Origin of the sequence: Staphylococcus sp. HMSC062A01, assembly GCF_001836805.1 — a bacterium.
In the GTDB taxonomy this organism is placed as follows: domain Bacteria; phylum Bacillota; class Bacilli; order Staphylococcales; family Staphylococcaceae; genus Staphylococcus; species Staphylococcus haemolyticus.
Map to the genome: position 1 here is coordinate 1 of NZ_KV830628.1, position 25,125 is coordinate 25,125.

The following is a 25,125-nucleotide window of genomic DNA, read 5'->3' on the forward strand; positions in this document are numbered from 1 at the left end:
ATAAAGTAGGCTGAGACATTTTATTTTGTCCCAGACTCCTGCTATTATTCATCATTTGGATTCCAAATTCTTTTTCATTCCTATTCTTCTACTAACCATTCAATTGTGCGTTTGATGGCTTTATCCCAGAACGCATAATCATGTTCACCTGGACCTTCTTCATATTGATAGTCAATTCCTTTATCATCCAAATATGTCATAAATTGTTGATTATCTTCATATAAGAAATCTTCTGTACCACATTGAATCAACAACTTAGGTATGGTCAATCCTTTTTCGATTGCTTCATCAACTAAATGATATGTATCGAGTTCAGTACCCTTGATAGTTGTATCTTCCCCAGTAATTGCTTTTGGTGCGAAATCAGGATAATCAAGTTCCATTAACCCTTGCGCTTGAAAGACAGAAGACAATGGCGATGCTTTAGAGAAGAGTCTTCCTTGTGTTAATGCAAATTTCATCGTGCCGTAACCACCCATCGAATGACCTGCAATAAAATTATCTTCACGTTTTGGTGATAATGGAAGTAGCTTATGTGCGTAGTGATACACTTCCAATATATGGTCATAATAACTATGACCGTACGTCATATTTGCATAGCCACTATGATCTGCATTCGGCATAATAATGGCTAATTGATGTTCATTTGCATATCGCTCAACACTGGTAAAGCGTGTATACGACGTTGCATCACTTGATAATCCATGCAATAGCATAAGTGATTTATAAGATTTAGGTGATTGTGTTTCGTCGAAGAAACTGGCGTCTTCTGGAATAATTGCTACAAATGATTGTTGCATACCTAAAGATGGTGATAAGTAATTGATTGTCATGAGTGCCATGTTGATTGTCGCCCCTTCTAATAATAAATGATTATATCTATTTTACACTTTTTCTGAAAAAGGTGTTACCCAAACATACAAAAAGACGTTAGTAATGTCACCAACGTCTTAAGTAGCAATTATTGTGTTTATATCGGTTTGGTAGTTTAATATAAACGCTTTTTGTATATAAAGGGGGCTTTGTGTCTTATTTATTACTTTATAACCATCCAGTTTTTGCCATTTTTTATTAATTTTTTCTCTTCTTTTAATTCATGTACAATATGGCCAGTTGTTTCACGTGAAATACCTGCTAAATCACTCAGTAATTGAATGGTCATGATATGTTTAATTTCGTAGAATTCATCATGATCGTATCCTATTGCATGACATAAATAATATAGTACTTTCTCAATACGTTCTCTCGCCAACTTTGTGGTTAATGCCATATTGTATTCCCTTAGCAGTTCAAGTTCGTTATTTAACTTTTCGAACAGTGTAACAAATATGTCGTCATGATTTTTACAAAGATATTCCAACATATCTTTAGGTATTCCTATTACATTACATGGTGTTATAGCTGTGCACATCTCGTTTAATTCAATTTTACGAAAGAGATGATTTAACGGAAATAATAGTTGCTCTTTATTAAGCTTACGATAAGCGTCCCCATCTTCATTAATTGTTTCACGCAAAACAATACCGTCTAGTAATAAATACACATAGGTGGGCTGATCAGATGAATAATATATGATTTGTCCTTTATTGTAACGTCGCACGAAACATTCACTCTTGAATGCTTGAATGACACCCGTTGGAATATTTAAGTAAGACGCTAATTGTTTGAGCCCTTCACTTAAATCATTGTCTCTGTTGTTGATATATGTCTTTCCGGCCATTGAGATACACTCCTAAATCTTTTAAAACTTTTTATTAGAATACTGAAACGCTTCCCATCGCTAAGCGAATGATACCTATTATTGCAAGTATGATAATGACTGCAAACAAGATATAGTCACCTTTCGTTAATGGTTTATGGTTATTACGTTGTACGAAACGATAAACAAATAGACCAGGGATGTAGAGCAACATGGTTAATAACAAGTAATCAATACCTGCAGCGTACACAAGCCATATCGCATAGATTGATGCAATAATACCGATTGCCCATTGTTTCACTGTAGCGTGTCCTTTATGCTCAATTGTGTATTTCAATTGATAAAAGGCACTAAACATATACGGAATTAAAATCGCGCTTGATGCAAGTGAAAACGCAAATTGATATGCACTGTCTGTAAATAACATGCTAATTAAGAATATTTGTACTAGAATGTTTGTAATTAATAATGCATTGATTGGTGCTTTATTTTTATTTTCTTTAGCAAACCATTTCGGGAACAAGCCATCTTTAGCCACTATAAATGGTAGCTCACCAGCTAGTAATGTCCAACCAAGCCATGCACCTAAAACAGAAATAATTAATCCAATGTTAACGAGTACTGAACCCCAATGACCAACGATATGTTCTAACACTTGTGCCATTGATGGGCTTGCAAGATCAGCAATTTGATTTTGTTGAATGACGCCTTGTGCCAATACAGTCATTAAGAAGTAAATAACAAGTACTGAAACAAGTCCAATTACTGTAGCAGTGCCTACGTCTTTTTTCGATTTAGCACGACCTGAGAATACCACTGCACCTTCAATACCAGTGAATACCCATACGGTTACAAGCATTGTACTCTTAACTTGAGACATTGTATCGCCCCAACTAAATATACCTGTACCACCGCTTGTCATTCCGTAGAACCCTGCTTTAAATGTATCGAAATTAAATACTACAATCATACAAATGATGACTAAGAATATAGGAATTAACTTTGCAACAGTTACAATACTATTGATAAAAGCTGCGGTTTCAACACCTCTAAGTATTAAGAAGTGCACACCCCATAATAAGAAAGAAGCGACGATAATACTTGGTAGCGTATTACCACCTTTGAAGATTGGGAAGAAGTTACCTACTGCTGACATCAATAATGTTGCATAGGCTACGTTACCTAGAAACGCAGCAAACCAGTAGCCCCAAGCACTTGAGAAACCAATAAAGTCGCCAAATCCAGCCTGTGCATAACTGTAAATTCCACCTTCTAAGTCCGGTCTTACATTAGTGAGATTTTGGAAGACAAATGCGAGTGAAATCATTCCGATTGCGGTGATAATCCATCCAATCATAATTGCTAAACCACCGGCTTGACCACCCATATCAGAAATGATATTAAATGCACCGCCACCAATCATAGAACCAATGACTAAGCCAATAAGTGACGTTTTACCAAGTTTGTTTGTGTCTGATTCATTCATAATTCATTTCCCCTTCTAAGGAGGATTACTTTTAAATTAAGGGCTTGAAGCATCATTATTCAATTGTCTGGTAACCCTGCTTCAAACCCTTCTCCTTGTGTTATATTTCTACATCACTTTCCCTGCGATGTATTTTTCAAAAAAGTCCTTACGTTTGCTCGAAATACTTTAAATATCTTCTCTAAATAATGGTTGGCTCATACATCTTGGGCCCCCACGTCCACGAACAAGTTCACTACCAGTAATTTCAAGCACTTTAATGCCTTTATCACGAAGTAATTGGTTTGATACGTAGTTTCGGTCATAAGTAACGACCACACCTGGGCGTATACATAGCGTGTTTGAACCGTCATTCCATTGTTCACGTGCGCCGTCTATCACGTCACCATTACCAGTTGGGATAAACTCGATTTTTTCAACGCCAAGTACGTCTGCTAGCGTTTCACGTAGTTTATTAGAATGTGTAATTTTGATATCATCTTTTGCTTCATCGTATTCAATCGTAAATAAATTCATGTTATTTTCTTCTTTGAAAATAGCTGAATGCACTGTGAATTTATCGTAGTCAATCATTGTGAATACTGTATCTAAATGCATGAACGTACGACTATTTGGAATTTCAATCGCAATTACTTTCTTGAATGTCGTAGATTCATCTTTAAATATATTACGTGCTAAGCGTTCAATTGCTTGTGCTGATGTACGTTCAGATATACCAATGGCTAAAGCTTCTTTAGATAGAATTAATTCATCTCCACCTTCGATATTAAATGGTGAGTTTCGGTCTAACCATACTGGTACATCTGCATCTTTAAATCTTGGATGATATTTTAAAATGTATGTCATAAATAGTGATTCTCTGCGACGTGCTCTCCAATACATTCTGTTAATTGTCATACCTCTACCTACTGATGCTTGAGGATCACGTGTAAAGTAAAGGTTAGGCATTGGGTCTAAATAGAATGGATATCTATCATCCATGTATTCAACGAGATGTGTTGTTTTTAGTTCAATTTCTTCTTTTCTCACACCAGCCATAATTTTATCGATTAATTCTTGATCTGATAACTTCGCAAAAAACGTTTTAATTTCAGCTTCATGTCCTAATACTGTTTTTTGAGATTCTGCAAGAATATCGTCAATGAACTGTTCTCGCACATCTTTATCTGCAATTGCTTCAGCTGCTAGTTTTTCTAAATAAACAACTTCCACACCTTCATCACGAAGTGTTTGTGCAAATTTGTCGTGCTCTTCTTGCGCCACTTTTAAATAAGGAATATCATCGAATAGCAAGCCACTTAAGTGATCTGGTACTAAATTTTCTAATTCTTTACCAGGTCGTTTGAGTAATACTGTTTTTAATCTACCGATTTCACTGTTTACTTGAATAGGTCCTTGTGTCATATTCATTTCCTCCTTTATTTATCTACAATTAGAGTATAAAGCGCTTTCAAAAAAGTTTATGTGATTGTTTTCACAATATGAACGTGTGCTAGTTCATGCTTTCTGGTTATTCAATGCATATTTGTGATTGAATATACAAAATCATTGGGCATTTGGTGCTTTTTATGTATATTCCATTTATTTTCGTATGATAATATTTTTAAGAAAAGTTTTTTATGCATTATTCTGTATTTATAAACACCCGTGATTTGTATCTACAATTATATAACTACTTAGGTTATGAACATTATAAATTAGGTGTGTTACACTCTATTATAGATAATATAAAAAAGTAAATCCACATTATATTTTATACATTAATTTGAATATTTATGATTAAATAATTTATAATGCACATATTTAGCCATTTCTTCAGAATTAGTTAGTACCATCAATGTGTCATTGCCACCTACTGTCCCTAATATTTCATTAATATTCATTCGATCAATGAAATAATTAATGCATTGCGCAAATCCTGGAGATGTTTTGATAAGTATGTAGCTATCTTTTATTATGATACTTTTAATTTCACTGTCATAATAATGTAGCAGTTTCGTTTTAGCATCCATTTGTTGCGTATTATCTAACTTCTTATAATAGGATTGATTACTTACAGCTGGAACTTTAAAAATCTTTAATTCTTTCAAATCTCTTGAAATCGTAGTTACGCTATAGCGCACCCCGAAATGCGTATCAATGTAATCTGCAATCTCTTCCTTTTTGTTAAATCGGTTATTCTTAACTACCGTTGCGATGAGATCTAGACGTTTATTCTTTTTCATATTATAAACTCCCTCTATCCCTATACAGCCTACTGCTATATTTATGTTTTACTTTTAACGTATCATTTTTTTGTCTTTCTTTGTGTGGGGTATTTCATAAAATCTGTTATAAATTTAATTATTTACATAAAAACGCCCCAAAAGTAAGATTTATCATCCAACTATTGAGGTGTCTTTCAAGTTATGCTATTTTGATTCTTTCATAGCTTGTTTTACAGTGCTATAGCCCATTACCACGCGATCAACTTTACCGTTATCTACATCAAACCATACCGTCATTCCTTTTGAATTTGGTTGGTAGAAATAGATACCTGTTGTATTATGCTTTTGGTTATTTACCTTTTGTAAATCTTTACCGTAAGTTTTATTTAATTGATCCAATGTCATTTTACCCGTTACGTTTAAATCAAGTAATGATGCTGTTTTACCATCTTTCGAAACGTTTCTAAAATATTGATCATATTTTTTCACATTTTTAGATGATGTTGTTGCTTTCAATTTAATACCGTTGAATGTGACATTTTCAGCTTTTACCGCATTTTTAAAATGTTTATCTAATACAAAAGATACGTCTTGACCTGCATATCCTTTATAATTGTAATATGCAGATGTCGCATTCGCTTTAGAATGAGTTGTGTTTGTTGTAGCTTTAGATTCAGCATGTGCAATAGATGTTTCCGTCAATGCACTCGTAACACCTACACCAAATAATGTGCTTAGTGCTAATGTCGTTGCGACTAATGTTTTTGTAGTTTTTCTCAAATTAGAAGCCTTCTTTCTTTATAACTAAACATATCATACGCCATTCTTGATTGTTATACAATTTTGGTTAACTAATTAGAAGTGTTTAATATTTGATGTAATGTTGTTTATAATTACACAAAATTAAATTTCACAAATAGTTAAATAATTTTTTATATAAATTATGTTATACTAAATATAGGAGTAACATCCCCATTAACTCCTTCACAAAAAGTTATATTATGTAATAACTATAGCCATAAGTTTACTTCCCCTTTGTTAAACTTATGGCTCTTTTATATAGTCTTTTTTACTTTTCCAAAATAAATATAAAATTACTTTATATTGTAGAAAACCACTTCCAAAATGCGAACATATGTTCTATAATGAATTTGAGGTGGTTAACATGATTCCAAATCCTAATGCGCCAGATGAGTATAAATATGAAACAGATTATCGTAAAATACCAAGACAATATCTAGACGCTAACATTCCTCAAGGACGTGGCATGGTGAAGTGGGCTCCCTTTGCGACAATGCCAGAACAATATCAACGATTGAATGATTTTATTGAGGAACAGAATAAAATTGCCATGCCTTCATTGTCAGATGATCAATTCGAAGATATCAATCGACAGCTCACTTGTAAATTCACACAGCACCAACTGGCAATGATTAGTTATTGGAGAAATGGCTATATCCAATCAATTGCAGCGTATATACGTCGTATCGACTCGCTAAATCGCTGTATCACAATTAGTAACGAGAACGGTTCACAAACGATGAAACTCGATTTTGAGGTTATTTGTAATGTAGAGTAAGTGTGCTGCGTAATTAGTGACTCATATCATTGAAACATGAGTTTTATTTTAACTAGAGATAAATTAAAGCGCATAGATGAGGAAGTCCCATTTATGCGCTCTTCTAAATATTATTTACTTGTTGTAAAGCCTACGTAACTAATATCTACTTCTACAACTTTATTGTTATTAAGAACAAATGATGTTGCTAAACCATCTTTATTTGGTTTATAAACGTAAATACCGCTACCTTTAACATTATTGTTGCCTTTTACTTTTTTCAAATCTTTACCATAAGCTTTTTTAAGTTGACTGTACGTTAAATCGCCTTTAACTATAAATTGTAATTTATTCGCTTTTTTGCCATTGCTTGTTACGCCAGTAAATTTCTGATTATACTTTTCTTTTACAGTTGTGCTATTTGTTTTAGCAAGTTTGATACCATTAAATTTAATGTTGTCGTGTTTGATTGCGTTAATAAAGTTCTTGTCTGTTAAGAATTTAGCGTCTTTATCAACGTAACCATTATAAGAGTAGTAATACCCTTTAGTTTGCGTTGCTGCATGGGCAGTATCTTGTACTGGTAATACAGCGCTACTCACTCCTAAAAGTGTTCCAAATGCTAATGTTGTTGAGGCAATAGTTTTAACTACTTTATTCATGTTAGTCCTTCTTTCTATATTAGAATTACACTTCATTTATATTATCGCACAATACATACAAACATTCACTGTACTTAAGACCTATTTATCAAAAATTTTAGTAAACAAAATTTAATATTATAAAATTGTGTAAATACTATCTATTTTATGAAGTTTTATTATAATAAGATAAAGAAATGAATTAAGGACGGAGGATACACCTTGAAAAAAGTATTGGCAGGTAGCGTCATTTTATTACTTGTTGTTGCTTTAGGTTTTTCAATATTCTTTGCAGCAACTGGTACTAAACAATCAAATTCAAGTGATGATCATAAAACTGAGAAGCATGATAAAAAAGAGAAGAAAGATAAAACGAAAGAAGAACAAACTGATGAGCAATCTACTACATCTGATAATGGAGAAAATGCACAATCAGACCCAACGTCAAACAACACTGTAAACACGCAACAAAGTTATTCTACACAACAAAATAACTCGACGACAACTCGAACACAAGAATCTAAAACAAAAGAAAGCAGTTCAAGACAAAAGAGTTCAGAAAGTGCTACTTCAGAAAAAAATACTAAAGAAACTCAAACAACACAACAACCAAGTACACAACAACCTTCTACGCAACAGCCATCAACATCACAACCTAGCACACAGAATAAAACGACAACTAATAATAGTTCAACACAAAGTTCAAGTAGTTCTGGTAGTTCAAGTGATTCTAAAGATAAAAATTAAACATAGTAACAATAAATATATAGCACATAAAAAGCATTCTAGCCCATTTATAAGGTTAGAATGCTTTTTATAGTACAAATATCGTTTCCGTAACTACTCAGTTACTTTACTTTCAGCCACGCGCTTAGAAATTTTACGCATAATTGGATCTAAGACTGGTTTGACTAAGATACCTAAAATAAAGAATCCTAGTCCAAATAGTATTAAGATAATCATTTTCGTAATTAAAATTTCTGGTACAATGCCACCTACCGTTTCACGTAAAGAATCTATCACATACGTGAATGGTAAATATGGTGAAATCGTTTGGAAGAACTTAGGTGCAGTTACAACTGGGAATGTTCCTCCACCACCAGCAATTTGTAATACTAGTAAAATGATTGCAATAGCTTTACCTGGGTTTCCAAGTAATGACACGCATGTATACACAATCGTATTAAAGACAATAGCACCACACAGTGCGACTAAGATAAACAATGTCGGCGATTCAACCTGCGCTTTCAAAATAACCAAGTCACCAATCGTTACAATCAATGCTTGAATGATACCCATCATTATAAAGAAAGCACCTTTACCTAAATAAATTTGACGTTTCGTTAACTCATCTTCCAAGGCTTCATGTTTATTATCTACAGACAATAAACTTACTAGTAATAATGCCCCTACCCATATAGATAATGACGTATAGAATGGTGTCATACCTGAACCATAATCTTTAACTGGGAAGACATCTACTTGTTTCTTATGAATAGGATTCGCAACCACATCGGCTTGTTTCTTCAAGTCATTCTTCAACGCATCAATCACTTTATCTACCGCATCATCTTCATCTAATTTTTTAAATATTTTATTCGCTTTGTTTAAATCTTTTTCAATATCTGGCAAACGGTTTTCAGAGAAATTAGCTAAGTTTGCTAACGCTTCTTTCGCACGTGGTTGATTTTGATTTAATAAATCAACGGCATTGTCATACTTATTGAACAATGTCGGTAAGTTCGTATTTACTGTTGCTGTAGCATTCGCAAGTTGTTGCTCTAAATCTGGCAAATCATTACGAACAAAGTCAGCTGCATTCGCTACGTCTTTTTTCACTGTAGGGAAATATTTCTGAGCAGTTTGCATAGCATTAATATAGGTTTGTTCTAAAGCAGGTAATTCGCTTTGAATGTTAGCTATACGATTCTGTCCATCTGTAACTATATCCTGACCAGCAATGATAACACGATTAATCGTATTTAATTTAGATTGAACGTCTGATAACGTATTCTGACCTCTGCTTAATTCTTGTGTAATTTGATTAGATACAACTAACAAACGATTGTTTAAGTCGTTTTTAATGAAATCACGATAGTTACCTAACGCTTTATTTAAATCTGGTAACGAACGCAATACGTTAACTGCTTCTGCTTTACCTGAACTACCATTTTTTAGTGCATCAATGAGTTGATTCGTTGAACGTAATGAATCGCTGATACGATTATTGGCACTCTCAACTTGTTTAATTTGAGACGATAAATCGACATGTTCTCTTTTTTCTAATTCTTTTAACACGTCTATCAATTGTTGATTACTTTTCGAGCTATTTTCAAGACGTGTTTTTAAGTTACGTAACATATCATTAAATTCAGTCGGTCGATTAGAACCAATAACACCATAAGATATATCTTTCAAGGCTTTAATGTCTGACTGTGTTGCTTTCGCTTGATTATCAGAATTACTTGAAAGTGTTAATAATGCTTCTGCAAGCGCACTATTCATAGACTTCACGTCATTGTTTGAGACAATTTGATTATCATTCACAGTGTCCTGGCTACTATCTGTGCTCAACTTCTGAATTTGATATTGAGGAAGTCCCGACGTACTTTGTTGACGCAATGCACTATTGGCTTGGTTATTTACTTCTTGAGCACGCCCTGCCGCTTCTTGATAATCACCTACACGTTGCTGAGCAGATGTAAGATAACCTTGTGCATCATTTAAACGCGTATTCGCTAAATCAAGCCCCTCACTAGCAATATCCACGCCTCTATTAATCTTAGGAAATTGTGACGGTATATCATTAGAAGCTACATCTAATAGTTTCTCAATGTTCGGCATATATTCATTAAGTGCTAAGATGAGTTTTGCCTTTTCGTTAAGTGACGGAATGGCTGCATTCACATCATTAAGCTTTTGTTGGGCGTCTAAAATATCGCCTTTGTAATTACCTAATTCACGGAATTGATTTGCATATTTATCAAGATCATCCTGATGATCATTCAAATATTCAATACGATCCGCAATTTTATTGATTTGTGGTAATGAGTCATGTGCCGCATAAACTGCATTTTTTATTTTATTAATTGTAGGTACTTCATCTTCAAGTTGAATACCCACTTTATTCGCTTCTTGTAGTAACGCTTTCGTGACGGTTTCATTGAACTGTTTATTTGCTTCGTCAACGATGACCGTTGAACCTGTATCGGTCATTTTCGGTGCGACGGCATTGATTTTTTGATTAACTTTATATTCGATATCGGCTTTTTGTGGTTTATTTCTTAATGTGCCAGTAATTTGATGCGAGAATTCTTTAGGTATGTATATGCCAGCATAATATTTACCCATTTTAATTTCATGGTCTGCCTTTTCCCGGCTAACGAATTGCCAATCAAATTTATCGTTTTTCTTAAGATTGTCTTCTAATGTATTACCAACATTAATTTTCTTGCCACGAACTTTGTCACCCTTGTCCTCGTTCACAACGGCAACCTTGATATGACCTGTATGACTATAAGGATCCCACATAGCCCATAAGTTGAACCAAGCATAGAAAGACGGTAATATCGCAAGTCCTGCTAGTATAACCCAAACTGCTGGCGTCTTAGCAATTCGCTTCAAGTCCGTTATAAATAATTTTAGTGCGTTTTTCATTTTCACACTCCTAAAAATGAAATATTAAGATTTTATCTCAAAATGATGTTAAGTATTGTTTTTTTCTTTATAGAGTTAGTATAATACTTTTATTAAGCAAAGTAATAATTAGTTGATACTTATCAACTAAAAATCATAATAAATATTATATCAAATTCTGATATATTCGCATACCACCATAATTAATTTGATAGGAGGAAAAGAGCGTAATGTCGAAGCATAAATTCATGATTTACTTTTTAACAACAACGCTAGTATTACCAACATTTACGACTAGCATTGCACATGCTGAAGACACAAACGAAGATGCTAAGATGAAATCATCTAGCACACAAGAGGAACAGACTGATCATAATGAAGATGTAAATGACAATAATATTAATGAAGCATCTCAACCAGACGATACTCAGTCCGATAACACATCTTCTGAAGCACCTACTAAAGAAGATTCGAAGAACAAGATAAAACGAGAAAAGTCTAAGTCATCAAATACGTCATCAGAGGAGAAAGATGATGACAACACAAGCGTATCTCGCAGTCATCAAAAGCGTGATAAAAATACAAATAACACTTACCGTACACCCCTTTCTCCAATCTTTGACGCAACTCATTCTAGTGGTTTACCTGCTTCTAACTTTTTAAATCCTGATTTATATCAAAATGGATTTAGCCTAACTCATTTAATTGCATCATTATTTAATTTCGATAGTGATATTTCAGATTATGAGCAACCCGCAAGCACTAATGAAGCAGATGATGACACGCATTCTACAAATGAGCAAGATACTGATTCACAAGACCAAGATCAAACAGAACATAGCGCTTCATCTTCTGACACAACGGATCGCGAACATGATGACATACAGCAAAGTAGTGAGCAAGCTAACCAATCAGATAAGACTTCACGACAAGATGATATAGATACAAATCAACAATCAACTGCCAATCAAGATAAGGACGATGCAAGTGTTAGTAAAGCGTTAGATGCCATTGATGATTTCGTCTCAGATGAAACAGATGATGATAAAGATAATCAAGGAAGTAATAATACAGATACCACTAATCATCAATCAGATAATGACGATACAAGCACTGACTCAAAAAATGATTCTAGTAAAACATCATCTTCTGATAGTAATAGTCTATCTGAATCTGCCTTAGACACTGTGCTCGATAAGTATAGTGAAGATGCTAAAAAGACGCATCAAGATTTCGAATCATCTAAAAAGGATAACGAAACAAACACATCTAAGGGTGAAAAAACAAAAAACAACACGACTAAAGCAAGTAACCCTCAGTTGCCAACTAAGAAGGAGCTTGAACATAAAACTACACCTTCACAGTCATTTGAAGATGACTTTAAGCAAAGTAATACGCGTTCAACTAGTCTGTTCCAAACATTACCTCAACTTAATGGTAGTGATATAACGGATGGCGATATAACAGTTGTTGAAAATAAAGGTACGCGTGACTTTATTAAGTCTATCGCTAAAGATGCACATAAGATTGGTCAAGATAAAGATCTTTATGCCTCAGTTATGATTGCTCAAGCTATTCTTGAATCTAGTTCAGGAAACAGTACCTTAGCACAAGCACCTAATTATAATTTATTTGGTATTAAAGGTAGTTATAAAGGACAATCTGTAAACTTTAATACGCTAGAAGCTGGTAATGACAACAGTATGTTTAGTATTAATGCTGGGTTCCGTAAATATCCAAGTACTAAAGCATCATTGGAAGATTATGCTGATTTAATTAAAAATGGTATCGACGGTAATCCAACAATTTATAAACCTACTTGGAAGCATGAAGCTATAGATTATCGTGATGCGACACGACATTTAAGCCGTACGTATGCTACAGACCCTAACTATGCTACTAAATTAAATAGCTTAATCAAACACTATCACTTAACTGATTTTGATAAGAAAAAAATGCCAGATTTAGATCAATATACTAAACAAACATCTAGTGGAGAAGATACTTCAGGTAGTGAGTTTAAATCATTTGAAATCACAGATTCGTCATCACCTTATCCTCAAGGTCAATGTACATGGTATGTATACGAACGTGTTCAACAATTTGGTAAGAAAGTAGGTAGCGACTGGGGAGATGCCCATAACTGGGATAATCGTGCAGAACGTGACAACTATGATGTCAGTCAAACACCTTCTACACATAGCGCAGTCGTCTTTGAAGCAGGACAAGCTGGTGCGCATGATGTATATGGTCATGTTGCCTTTGTTGAAAAGGTAAATAAAGATGGCTCTATCGTCATCTCAGAATCTAATGTCAAAGGTTTAGGCATCGTGTCATATCGCACAATTGATGCTAGCACAGCTGAAGCCTTACACTATATTCAGCCTAAATAATGCTGATGTGAGTTAAATAAGATAACATATAAAAAAGGTGGTGCACCCGATTTGGGTGAACCACCTTTTTAATTCATCTATTATGAATAAATTAATACTTGAGTGATAAGCATGCCACCACCGAAGATGAATACGAAGGCAACGACTGGCCATACGAATTTCAACCAGTGAGAGTACTTCATGTCTAACATTTGTAATGTTGCCATTATCAATCCTGTTGGTGCTAAGAATAACATTGCATATTGACCAAATTGATATGCTGTTACGATAACAAATCTAGGAATACCTACTGTATCAGCAAGTGGTGCAAAGATTGGCATTGCAAGCACTGCTAAACCAGAAGATGATGGAATAATGAAACCTAGGAAGAAGAAGATAATCAACAATATTACAATGAAGATTGGTCCACTTACACCTTGTACAAGTGATGAACTGAAGTTCAAGATTGTATCTGAGATTAATCCATCATTCATAATCATATTGATACCACGTGCCAAACCAATGATTAGTGATACCCCTACCAAACTTGATGCACCTTCTACAAATGCATCGACGACCACTTTCTCGCCAAGTCCATCTTTACCTAATGCTACCATTAACATGATTACAATTGTAAATGCTAAGAACATTGAGGCCATGATTGGGAACCACCAACCTTGTGTCATAACGCCCCATACCATGATTGGGAATGGTAAGATGAATAAAATTAAAATGATTTTTTTGCGTAGTGTAAATGGTTTTTCTCCGCCATCATCGTTAATAACTGACCATTGATTTTCAAATTTAGTTTTATCTTCATATGTGTAAGATGCTTTAGGATCTTTTTTAATTTTTTTAGCGTACCAGTATAAATAACCTACTGTAAATATTGTTGCCACAATTAAGCCAACAATTCTCCAATATAAACCATCTACGAATGTTGTACCTGCTGCATTTGATGCGATAACAACTGAGAATGGGTTAACTGTTGAGAATGTACTACCTACAGAACTTGCTAGGAAGATTGCCCCAACACAGATAATTGAGTCATATCCCATGGCAATAAAGATGGGTACGAGTATTGGATAAAATGCTACCGCTTCTTCTTCAATACCACAAAGCGTACCACCTAGTACCATTAATACTGACACCATGAATACAAGTAAAAATTCATGACCTTTAGTTTTTTTAGTAAGTGCTAAAAGTCCTGATTCAAATGAACCACTCTTTTGTACAACACCAATGAGTCCACCTAATACTAAAATAAATACCATTACATCGACTGCTTCAATTGTACCGTTAACCATGCTTGATGTAATTTGATCTGGTCCAGCAGGTTTTTGTTCTAATCGTTCGTATGTTCCAGGAATTGAGATAGGTTTATTGATGGCACCTGATTTAAATTGGTCTACATCAATTTTTACACCTAATTTATCTAATTGTTCTTGTGTTCCAGGGACTGTTTTTGATTTATTATGAGCATCGACAATTTTAAATTCATGAGCACCGCCATCATAGGATAACTTAGAGTATGCACCAGCTGGTATCATCCACGTTGCCATAACAGCGATTACAGTTAAAATAAATAAAATTGTAAATGCGCCAGGCATCTTAAGCGAGAATCGTTTTTTCCGTCCTTTGCTAGTACTATTAGTAACTTCGTTAGTGTGTGTCATGCTTTTCAACCCCTTTAAGTATTTTTTATCTATGAAAATGCTATACACATTTAAAACGTATACTTTGTGAAAATTTGTTAATTAAGCAACTTTGTGAAAAATTTCTCAATTTCTTTTTCCACTATTAGTGTATGTCTAATGCACTTTACAATCAATATGAATATTAAATAAAATGTAAATATTTTAGATTATTCCATAATTATTTCACATAACTTTACCAATAATTTCTCAAAATTCACTTGCTATTTTCTAGGAATTGTGCAAGCGCTTTCCTAACCGATGTTGAGCCTCTTTTTCAAAAAATAGGCGTAGATAACATAAGTAAGTAATGATTACTCAGTTATCCACGCTTTAAGTTTGTATTTAATGTTTAGTGTTTTGTTGTTTACGACGACCTAACCCTATTAAAGTACCCCCAGCAATCACTAATAACACTGTTACTGGTAGCCAAGACTTTTTAACTACTTCTCCAGTATTTGGTAAAGATAGATTCCCTTCATCATCAAATAAGCCACTTAAAAATCCATCATCATCGCCTAATTGTCCCAATGATAATCCTTGTACAGGATTAGGAATATCTTCAATATTGTCTAACAGACTTCCTCCTGAATTAAGACCATCTAATAGACCACCACCAGTTAGTCCATCTAGTAAATGAGACCCTTGATTAAGAAGATTAGAACTTGATGTACTACCATTAATGCGATCAAATAGTGAAGGTCTATTGGTAATAGGATCTAAGATATAATTCAAATTATTTTTTGCAGTGTCGAGTTTATTTTGCAACTGTAATAAATCTCCACCTGTACCGTTTAATGCATTTTTCACTAAATCTAACGCATCAGCTTTATCCGTTTGAACTCTAGCGATAAGATCTGCCAACGCCTTCGCTTGTGTTTGATTTAACTTTGTAGCTAATAACGTTTCAATGGTTTGTTTAGGGGCTGACGATTTATCTAGTACGTCTTTAAGAATATCATCAGCTGTTACTGACTGATTTGCATTAATTTTTTGCTTCACTTGATTTACTAATTCTGAACTAGATAAATTCTCTTTAGCAAGCTGTTTAGCTATTTGTGATGCTTCATTATTTCCTAAACGTGTTGAAAGCAATGTTTTGATTAAAGCCTCTTTATCAGGTGTTTGATCAAACATGGATGCCAAAATATCATCACTTGTTGTCGTTTTGAGGTTGTCGATATGTTTCATCATTTGATCTGCTATTTGCTTATCTGACTGACCGTTAGTTTTAATCTGCTTGGCTATCTTTTGAGCTTCGTTTTTACTAAAGACACTTCTTAAGATTTGTTCGACTGTTGCTTGCTTATTTGAAGATTGTTCTAAGCGGCCACTTATTTGATCTCGGTTCGCTTTAACATTTTGTCGAACATTTCTAATATCTTTTTCAACATTTTGCTTTTGCTCATTAGTCAAATTGTTGTTTTGCTTTACTTGTTGTTCTAACTGTCTCAATTGCTCAAGTTTATGGTCACTGTAACGTTTCGATGTGTTATTTTGTTTATTTTCAACTTTTGTAATGGCTTGATCAATTTTTTGATTAGCAGATAATTCGTCAGTTAATGCATCAATATGACCCTCTTTTGAATCAATCTTGTTTGACTTATGGCTGATATCATCTTTATCTATCTGTTTGATACCACTTAGAATACTTTTATCTGATGCAGTATTAGTATTATCTTTTGAATGCGATTCTGTTGAATTGTCATCTTGAATGGATGAGTCAGTTTGATCTCGAATATCTTCTACAGATGAATGTGCACTTTCTTTAGTTGATTCTATGTCATTTTTAACATTATCCATTTCATCCAATATTGAGGTATCATCATTTTCTTCATTCATGTGATTCGTAATGTCTTGAGAAGATGCTGATTGTCCACTACTTATTTGGCTATTTTCACTATTATTTGTGGAACCTTGTTCCGACTTCATATCTTCACTTTGTTGATGGGTATCAACCTTTTCAGATAGAGAATCTAAATCGGCTATTATTTTATCTAATTCATCTAGCTTATCTCCTTCATTCGTTGATGATTGCTCAGCAGTTGAGAGTGAAGATTCATTAGAAGTGCTTGCTTTTTCACCAGTTTCTCTAGTACTTTCCTCATTTGATATACGGTCTTCTTCCTGTGCATCCCTTAAAATTTGATCAATTTCAGACTGATTACGTGCATCTTCAATATCTTCTTTATAACTTTTAATATCAGTGGCTTGTAGGTACTTCAAACGGTCAATTTTTGTTTTCGCTTTATCTATCGCTTTATCAAGTTTATTTTGAACAGATGTCATTTCACTTGAAACGTTGTCGATGCGGTCATTTGATTGTGCAACTCCATCTTTGGTAAATCCATAACCCACTAATGTTCCACTCATTAACAACACTGAACATGACACTTTTAAATACGAATTAAATTTAGAATGTTGTCTAAGCTTCTTCACGCATATCACCCTTTTTATTAATATTCCACTTCATTATATAACATTTAATTTAAAACTTATACTTCTGTTTTTTGAAAATTAATTAAAGGTTCCAAACATTGACCAGTCATAGATTTTTATAATTTTATACGTTTAGTGTTGATTTTTTTAGTATCTGTAACCTTAACAGAGTATTGGTACGCATTAGTTAAATCAATAAGAGATAAGAATTTATTATGACCAGCACCTGTATCAATATCTAGTATATTTTTCTTTTTATATAATTCATCGTTTTTTAACCCATAGCGATAATTAGGAATATGTCCATGTATCAAATATTTATTTTTAGGGATGTTTCTATTTAAATTATGGTTATAATGACCAGTAGTTTATTCCTTAATCTGTTTATTTAAAGGTTTAGACGTATCTATACCAGCATGCGCAAATATGTAATTATCTATGACCTCGATTGTCGACAATTCTCTTAAAAATTTGTGCCAGCGTTTGATTTTTTTATCTTTACTTTCTAACCAACGCATCTCATGATTGCCAGCCAAGGCAAGTGCACCTCGACGTTTTAAGCGTTTCACTAACTTCAAAGTCCCAAATGAATCGGGTCCATTATTAACATAATCTCCCATTAAAACGAGTTGATCTTTTCTCACATTAAAATTAACTGCCTTTAAAAGAGTGACGAGTGCCTTCCGATGACCGTGTATATCAGAAACCACAAGTATCCTTTCTTTCATACTTCCTTCTCTCCTAACCTACGACTTATTGCATATTAATATAAAATCACTGTTTAACTAACTTTAAACAAATTATTAACGTGTCCTCAAAATTCTTTATTTATTATAGAAAATAGTATAAACAAAATATATATTTTGGGGAAATCAATTTATGAATACAAAGCAATTACTCATCTTTAAACATTTCGTTGAGGCACAAAACGAAAACGCCGTCGCTGAAAAACTTGGTATCACACAACCAACGGTAACTTTTCATTTGAAAAACTTAAGCAAAGAATGTGGGTTACCTCTATATTTCAAAAAAGGTAAACATTTCAACCTCACTGAAGCTGGTGAATTACTCTATCGGAATGCGAATAAAATGCTTAATTTAATAGAAGAAACAACAGATATGATGGAAGATTTCAAACAATCTAAACGAGGAACTTTAAGAATTGGTGCGAGTCACGCTCCAATCTATAGCATTTTACCGTCAACATTTAAAAACTATATGCATGAACATCCAAATATAGATATTAACTTAACAGTAGATACTGCGCCAATTATTATCGAGAAAGTTAAAGACCGTAAGATTGATATTGCTGTCATAGCTGAAAAAGGTTTTAACGAGGGTGAACTACAAGTCAAACGTCTTCATGAAAATCCATTAGTGCTTGCTATGGACAAACGTCACCCACTTGCTCAAAAAGATCATCTTACTTTAGAAGATATTAGTAGTTACCGTTTTATCATTCATAATAGCGGAGCAACTCGAGACAGTATATACGAATGGCGTAACAAGAACTTTATCAACTTAGACGTTCACATGGAAACCAATAGTATTAGCAGTATCCTTACAACAATAAAAGATTCAAATTACTTAAGTTTAGTCAGTGAAAATGCTATAAGTCATCATCCAAGCATTATTAGTAAGACTTTGCCTAATGCCCCAACCACAAGTTACATCTCACTCATATACCGTAATGATAGACATCTCACTTCTATTATCCAAGATTTCATCACATTAATATATAACACTAAATAGTTCCTGCAAATTTGAGCAATCACGTTGATTAAATATTTATTAACATGATTGCTCTTTAATACTATCCGTCCTTCTACAGTTGCTTTCTGTTTCTTTTCTCAAAATAATTCAAATACGTATAGTTTGAAAAGTCAGTTTATTATTACCTTTATAAAATATTAAGAATGTATAAATTTTGTTAATAAACTTTCCAAAAAGTTATAACAATTTTACAATATATTAATAAATCGCTATAAAAAAATACGCTTACATAATATAATAGATTTGAAAGAAAGATATACATATTAATCAATTTGCTATTTGTACTTTTTTGATTAGGAGGTACGGTTAATGCTCGTTCTTTCCATCATTTTATTACTTTTAGGTCTAATTTTAATCGGTATTAGTAGATTTGTTGCATACCAACATGACATTGACCTCAGAGAAAAAATTTATATTCCTGGCGTAATTTTTGTCTTAATAGGTGCATTACTTCTCCTGTTTTATTTAATGAACTAACTACATCGCAAGTCTACATACCAAATTATTTTCAGGTATACCATCATCACGAGGTTACCTGTTTTCTTATATATCCCCTTAATACACGCTATTTTCACCAACAATTTTTCCAAAGTGTTGCATTTTCCAACGACGTAAAACTTTTAATGGTACCGAACGTGGGTATAACTTGTTACATTATCAAATGTAACATTTTAAATATGCTTAATTTGAGGTATCGATTTAATGTAATTGCTCACAAATCATCAACACATTACCCATACTTTAAGCGATATAAATTAATGAAATAGGGGGAAATGTCTTGGCAAAGCTATTATACAAACTAGGAAAATTTATAGCTAAGAACAAATGGCTAAGTGTTATAGGATGGCTTGTTATACTAGGTGTCATTATCATGCCATTAATGATAAACTCACCGAAGTTTGACAGTGACATCACTATGAACGGCCTTAAGTCATTAGATACAAACGATAAAATTAGTAAAGAATTTCATCAGGACAGTGAGAAAGCCTCGATGAAAATAGTCTTCCATTCTAATAAGAATGATGGACTCAATAATAAAGATACGAAGAAAGATATTGAAGATGCTTTAGACAATATCAGACAAAATGATGATTATATCCAAAATATCTCTAATCCATATGACAGTGGACAAGTTAACGATGAAGGCGATACCGCTATCGCTAACGTAAGTTATGTAGTTCCACAAACTGGATTAAAAGATTCTTCTAAACATATCATCGACAAAGAATTAAAAGATGTAACTGACAACCACAATGTGCAAATTGAAAAAACTCAAGGTGGCGCTATGAATGCTGAACCTGGTGGTACATCAGAAATTGTCGGTATTGTCGTAGCATTCGTAATCTTACTTATTACCTTTGGTTCACTTATCGCAGCTGGTATGCCAATTATTAGTGCAATCATCGGTTTAGGTTCAAGTGTTGGTATCATCGCATTATTAACATATATCTTTGATATTCCAAACTTCACTCTTACACTAGCTGTAATGATAGGTTTAGCTGTTGGTATTGACTACTCACTCTTTATTCTATTTAGATTTAAAGAACTTAAGAAAAAAGGTGTCGATACTGTAGAAGCTATCGCAACAGCAGTGGGTACAGCAGGTAGTGCTGTAATATTCGCTGGTCTTACAGTTATGATTGCTGTTTGTGGTTTATCACTTGTAGGAATCGACTTCTTAGCGGTTATGGGATTCGCTTCAGCGATTAGTGTGTTATTTGCAGTATTAGTAGCATTAACACTATTACCTGCCCTAATCAGTATCTTCCATAAAAGTATTAAAATTAAAGATAAACCATCTAAAAGTAAAGACCCTAAAGATCATCCTTGGGCAAAATTTATTGTTGGTAAGCCAGTTATCGCTGTTATTGTAAGTTTAATTATTTTAATTTTAGCTGCTATACCAGTCAGTGACATGCGTTTAGGTATTCCAGATGATAGTTTAAAACCAACTGACTCATCAGAATACAAAGCCTATAAATTAATCTCAGATAATTTTGGCGAAGGTTATAACGGACAAATTGTCATGTTAGTAAATACAAAAGATGGTGGAAGTAAAAGCACTATCGAACGTGACTTAAATAATATGCGTAGTGATTTAGAAGACATTGATAATGTTGATACAGTTTCAAAAGCACAACTAACTGACAACAACAATTACGCATTATTCACAATCATTCCTGAAAAAGGACCGAACTCACAGTCAACAGAAAATCTAGTATATGATTTACGTGATTATCATAGCCAAGCGCAAGAAAAATATGACTATGACACTGAAATTTCAGGACAAAGTGTTATTAACATCGATATGTCAGAAAAACTAAACAACGCTATTCCAGTATTTGCAGGCGTTATCGTTGTATTAGCATTCTTCTTATTAATGATTGTGTTCCGTTCAATCTTAGTTCCATTAAAAGCAGTACTAGGCTTTATCCTTTCATTAATGGCTACATTAGGTTTCACAACATTAGTCATTCAACATGGCTTTATGGGTAGTTTATTTGGTATTGAAAACACAGGACCATTACTTGCATTCCTTCCAGTAATCACAATTGGATTGTTATTCGGACTTGCCATCGACTACGAGCTCTTCTTAATGACACGTGTACATGAAGAATACAGTAAGACTGGCGACAATGATCATTCAATCCGTGTAGGTATCAAAGAAAGTGGACCTGTTATCGTAGCTGCTGCACTTATTATGTTCAGTGTATTCATCGCATTCGTCTTCCAAGATGACAGTGCAATTAAGTCAATGGGTATCGCATTAGGTTTCGGTGTGTTATTCGACGCATTCGTCGTACGTATGACATTAATTCCAGCATTGACGAAACTCTTTGGTAAAGCTTCATGGTACCTTCCTAAATGGTTAGGTGCAGTATTGCCAAACGTTGACGTTGAAGGTAAAGCTTTAGAAGAAGATAATCATCACGACACATATTCTGAAAAAGGTCATGTCAACGATAAAAATAATGAATACGCTAGACAAGACAAAGATAACTATGTTTATCAAAATGACAAACGTAACCACAATCGCAATTATAATGACGAAGATTATAACCGTTCTGTGCATTTAGATAATCATCATGACCAGCATCATCGCCAACATCATTATGATAATCAACCTGATGATATCGACTATGAATCACTTTATACTCAAGATGGCGACCATACTCATCATGATGAACGTAATTATAATGATCGACACTATCAAGACATTTACGATAGAAACGATGATTATCGTCATAACAATCATGATCAACAAAATGATAACCATGATTATCATGATTCAAATTTCGATAAAACAACAAACTTATACAAAGAATTAACTGATAGCAATATTGATCAAGATGTATTATTCAAAGCATTAATGTTATACGCTCGTGAAAACAACAAAGGTGTTTACGATAGATATAACCGATCATCTCAACATCGTCATGATGACGAACTTAGAGACTAATATTAAAAAGGAGGAAACACGTTATGTTAAAACGACGTAGTTCGAAATTCTTAGGACTGCTAGCCACACTAGCCTTAGCCATAGTGTTAAGTGCTTGTGGTAATAGTGGTAGCGGTAGTGGTTCATCAGACGATAGTCAAACATCACTTGGTAATAAAGAAATCGAAATACCTTATATCGCGAGTGATAATTCAACACCACGTTCACTAGTTATAGCAGAGGTTTTGAAAAAAGCAGGTTATGATGTAACAACTACACCAGTAACAGCAAGTGGCCCGTTATATGCTACTGTATCAGAGAACTCTGATTCATTCCATGCATCAGGTATCTTCCCTACTACTGATAAAAGTTACTACGATAAGTTCAAAAGTAAATTAACAATTTATGATGATAAACATTTAATTGATAACGCAAAAGTAGGTTTAGCCGTACCTAAGTACGTGCAAGATGTCGACTCAATTAGTGACTTAAAAAACAGTGACTTCGGAAAATCTGTAGATTGGACAATTCAAGGCACAGACGCACGTAATGGCGTTATGCAAGAAACTAAAGATGAACTTGATAGTGACAACTTGGATAAATATAGCTTGAAAGAAAGTTCTGACCAAGACCAATTCAAGAAAATTCAATCTGCTTTTAAACAACAAGAACCTATCGTCTTCACATCAATGGAACCTAGCTGGTTCTCTAAAGAATTAGACGTTAAAATGTTGAAAGATCCAGACAACATTTATGGTAATAATAATCAACATATTGACTTAGTATTTAACAAAGACTTTAAAGAAGCACATCCAGCTGCATACACAATTGCAACACGTATGGCAGATGATTGGAGTAAATCTGAAGAAGACAAATTAGCTAAAAAAATCTTTGTTGATAACAAAAATCCAGAACAAGTAGCTAAAGACTATGTGGATGATAATGATAATAAAGTAGATGAATGGTTAGAAGGTATTGAGACTAACTAATTACAAAGTTAAGAAAGATAAATAAAGAATATGCTCGTTTGGTGTAGCATATTTAAAACTCATAATGCAAATTTACAGTAGCAAACCGAGTTGAGAAGGCACTTAAGACAAACTCTTCTCAATCGTAGCTATTATTGCGAGGGAGTGAAACTAAACTCAGTTTCGCTCCCACTTTTTTATATCGCTCTTATAGTATTAAACGTTTCAAATAACTTATTTACTCTTTTTTTATAAACAAATTTAAACGTAGTATCAGTTGTTATGTTTGGAAAAATCAACTTTATTGTGATAAATTACTCTTATTACGTCAAGCTATCTGACTAGATTAAATAAATAGGAGAATCAGATAATGCCGTCAGCAAATCAAAAGCGTATGATTAAACATATTCATGAAACTGTATTTATACTTTTACATGATTATCATTTTGATGAAATCACCGTACAAAAAATATGTGATATTGCAGAAATCAACCGCAGTACGTTCTACAGATACTTCCAAGATAAATATGAATTACTCTACACTTTACCTGACTTTATTACACAACAAATTATAGCTAAAGGTGACACATCAGCAGACATTACAACCCCTGAATCATTTGAAGACTTTATCTATTACATTGGTAATAATAAAAAGATTTTCAAACATCTATTAGTTTCGTCTCGACAGGCAGATGTATTTAGAAGTTTAACGAATGTGAGTCGCGAAATGATGTTAAATAACTCAACTCGTAAGCGTAACCCCTTAGCGCAAAAGATTAGAGAAAGTAAACATCCTGAAATTGTAGCTGATTTTTACAGTAGTGGCGTAATAGAAGTACTACGACGTTGGGTAGAAAATGACTATAACTATACAGTTGAAGAAGTGTTTGAAACATTAAATAAAGTGCTTGAAACATCATTATATTGTTATGATAAATAAAAGCAATCTCACATAAATTAAGAGTGAGATTGCTTTTTTGTCATTTGCGTTTTTTAACGTCTACTGTCTTGTAAACCATAAAAATACTATTAGCTATGATTAATAATGCTAGAATGACCATTGGCCAAATACCTATATTAATCATATTAAATATAATGAGTACTATCATCAAAATAAGATTTAATGCGTTTGAAATCATTAATGATTTATCCACTGAAACCACCTCTTATTACGTTATAACCTAATTCACTAAATTTAATTAGAAATTGGTTA

Annotated in this window: 19 protein-coding genes and 1 pseudogene; 8 read left to right on the forward strand and 12 right to left on the reverse strand. The window is 33.5% G+C overall.

Annotated elements, in window-relative coordinates; translation table 11 throughout:
* Positions 1-80: 80 nt before the first annotated feature.
* The 6 genes from HMPREF2715_RS07980 to HMPREF2715_RS08005 form a co-directional block, all read right to left on the reverse strand.
* Positions 81-842 carry an alpha/beta hydrolase gene (locus tag HMPREF2715_RS07980; RefSeq protein WP_037552600.1) on the reverse strand — a complete coding sequence of 254 codons (762 nt, stop codon included), beginning with the start codon at positions 840-842 and terminating at the stop codon, positions 81-83.
* Positions 843-1,036: 194 nt separating this feature from the next.
* Complete coding sequence (locus HMPREF2715_RS07985; protein ID WP_037552602.1) at positions 1,037-1,720, reverse strand: Crp/Fnr family transcriptional regulator; 684 nt, start codon at positions 1,718-1,720, stop codon at positions 1,037-1,039.
* Between the two features lie 34 nt (positions 1,721-1,754).
* Positions 1,755-3,185, reverse strand: coding sequence for an arginine-ornithine antiporter (arcD, locus tag HMPREF2715_RS07990; RefSeq protein ID WP_011274694.1), 1,431 nt, complete (start codon positions 3,183-3,185; stop codon positions 1,755-1,757).
* A 168-nt stretch (positions 3,186-3,353) separates the two neighbouring features.
* A complete protein-coding gene (gene arcA, locus HMPREF2715_RS07995) occupies positions 3,354-4,589 on the reverse strand; it encodes an arginine deiminase (RefSeq protein ID WP_011274693.1) in 1,236 nt (411 codons plus the stop codon).
* A gap of 356 nt (positions 4,590-4,945) precedes the next feature.
* Positions 4,946-5,410, reverse strand: coding sequence for an arginine repressor (locus HMPREF2715_RS08000; protein ID WP_011274692.1), 465 nt, complete (start codon positions 5,408-5,410; stop codon positions 4,946-4,948).
* Between the two features lie 186 nt (positions 5,411-5,596).
* Positions 5,597-6,172 (reverse strand): immunodominant staphylococcal antigen IsaB family protein, encoded by a 576-nt coding sequence (locus HMPREF2715_RS08005; RefSeq protein ID WP_070440563.1) that lies wholly within the window; start codon positions 6,170-6,172, stop codon positions 5,597-5,599.
* Positions 6,173-6,557: 385 nt separating this feature from the next.
* Between HMPREF2715_RS08005 and HMPREF2715_RS08010 the strand changes: the two genes are divergently transcribed.
* Positions 6,558-6,971 (forward strand): YolD-like family protein, encoded by a 414-nt coding sequence (locus HMPREF2715_RS08010; RefSeq protein ID WP_070581021.1) that lies wholly within the window; start codon positions 6,558-6,560, stop codon positions 6,969-6,971.
* Positions 6,972-7,081: 110 nt separating this feature from the next.
* Here the strand turns inward: HMPREF2715_RS08010 and HMPREF2715_RS08015 are convergent, their stop codons facing one another.
* Positions 7,082-7,612 (reverse strand): immunodominant staphylococcal antigen IsaB family protein, encoded by a 531-nt coding sequence (locus HMPREF2715_RS08015; RefSeq protein ID WP_011274688.1) that lies wholly within the window; start codon positions 7,610-7,612, stop codon positions 7,082-7,084.
* 201 nt (positions 7,613-7,813) lie between these two features.
* Here HMPREF2715_RS08015 and HMPREF2715_RS08020 point away from each other — a divergent pair, with 201 nt between their 5' ends.
* A complete protein-coding gene (locus HMPREF2715_RS08020) occupies positions 7,814-8,338 on the forward strand; it encodes a hypothetical protein (protein ID WP_070678306.1) in 525 nt (174 codons plus the stop codon).
* Between the two features lie 93 nt (positions 8,339-8,431).
* Here the strand turns inward: HMPREF2715_RS08020 and HMPREF2715_RS08025 are convergent, their stop codons facing one another.
* Complete coding sequence (locus tag HMPREF2715_RS08025) at positions 8,432-11,248, reverse strand: YhgE/Pip domain-containing protein (RefSeq protein WP_070632481.1); 2,817 nt, start codon at positions 11,246-11,248, stop codon at positions 8,432-8,434.
* A 209-nt stretch (positions 11,249-11,457) separates the two neighbouring features.
* On the opposite strand from HMPREF2715_RS08025, the gene HMPREF2715_RS08030 reads away from it, so the two are divergent.
* Positions 11,458-13,620 carry an amidase domain-containing protein gene (locus HMPREF2715_RS08030; RefSeq protein WP_070581027.1) on the forward strand — a complete coding sequence of 721 codons (2,163 nt, stop codon included), beginning with the start codon at positions 11,458-11,460 and terminating at the stop codon, positions 13,618-13,620.
* Positions 13,621-13,700: 80 nt separating this feature from the next.
* Here HMPREF2715_RS08030 and HMPREF2715_RS08035 read toward each other — a convergent pair whose 3' ends face one another.
* The 3 genes and pseudogenes from HMPREF2715_RS08035 to HMPREF2715_RS08045 form a co-directional block, all read right to left on the reverse strand.
* Positions 13,701-15,275, reverse strand: a complete 1,575-nt coding sequence (locus HMPREF2715_RS08035) for a YfcC family protein (RefSeq protein WP_016930623.1) — start codon at positions 15,273-15,275, stop codon at positions 13,701-13,703.
* A 363-nt stretch (positions 15,276-15,638) separates the two neighbouring features.
* Positions 15,639-17,732 carry a hypothetical protein gene (locus HMPREF2715_RS08040; protein ID WP_080497793.1) on the reverse strand — a complete coding sequence of 698 codons (2,094 nt, stop codon included), beginning with the start codon at positions 17,730-17,732 and terminating at the stop codon, positions 15,639-15,641.
* Between the two features lie 116 nt (positions 17,733-17,848).
* Positions 17,849-18,460, reverse strand: a pseudogene (locus HMPREF2715_RS08045) (metallophosphoesterase).
* A gap of 151 nt (positions 18,461-18,611) precedes the next feature.
* Between HMPREF2715_RS08045 and HMPREF2715_RS08050 the strand changes: the two are divergent.
* The 5 genes from HMPREF2715_RS08050 to HMPREF2715_RS08065 all read left to right on the forward strand — a co-directional run bounded on the left by HMPREF2715_RS08050 (position 18,612) and on the right by HMPREF2715_RS08065 (position 24,852).
* The gene (locus HMPREF2715_RS08050) at positions 18,612-19,484 is read left to right on the forward strand and encodes a LysR family transcriptional regulator (protein ID WP_070839816.1); all 873 of its coding nucleotides are present in this window, start codon (positions 18,612-18,614) and stop codon (positions 19,482-19,484) included.
* 330 nt (positions 19,485-19,814) lie between these two features.
* Positions 19,815-19,982: a hypothetical protein gene (locus tag HMPREF2715_RS12080; protein WP_174165701.1), complete on the forward strand. Its 168-nt coding sequence runs from the start codon at positions 19,815-19,817 to the stop codon at positions 19,980-19,982.
* A gap of 301 nt (positions 19,983-20,283) precedes the next feature.
* Complete coding sequence (locus HMPREF2715_RS08055) at positions 20,284-22,965, forward strand: MMPL family transporter (RefSeq protein WP_070632476.1); 2,682 nt, start codon at positions 20,284-20,286, stop codon at positions 22,963-22,965.
* Between the two features lie 23 nt (positions 22,966-22,988).
* Entirely contained in the window at positions 22,989-23,933 is a 945-nt protein-coding gene (locus HMPREF2715_RS08060) for a glycine betaine ABC transporter substrate-binding protein (RefSeq protein ID WP_053036055.1), read from the forward strand.
* Positions 23,934-24,282: 349 nt separating this feature from the next.
* On the forward strand, positions 24,283-24,852 hold the full coding sequence (locus tag HMPREF2715_RS08065) for a TetR/AcrR family transcriptional regulator (protein ID WP_070581030.1): 570 nt from the start codon (positions 24,283-24,285) through the stop codon (positions 24,850-24,852).
* 40 nt (positions 24,853-24,892) lie between these two features.
* Here HMPREF2715_RS08065 and HMPREF2715_RS12085 read toward each other — a convergent pair whose 3' ends face one another.
* Positions 24,893-25,066 carry a hypothetical protein gene (locus HMPREF2715_RS12085; protein ID WP_174165700.1) on the reverse strand — a complete coding sequence of 58 codons (174 nt, stop codon included), beginning with the start codon at positions 25,064-25,066 and terminating at the stop codon, positions 24,893-24,895.
* Between the last annotated feature and the right edge of the window lie 59 nt (positions 25,067-25,125).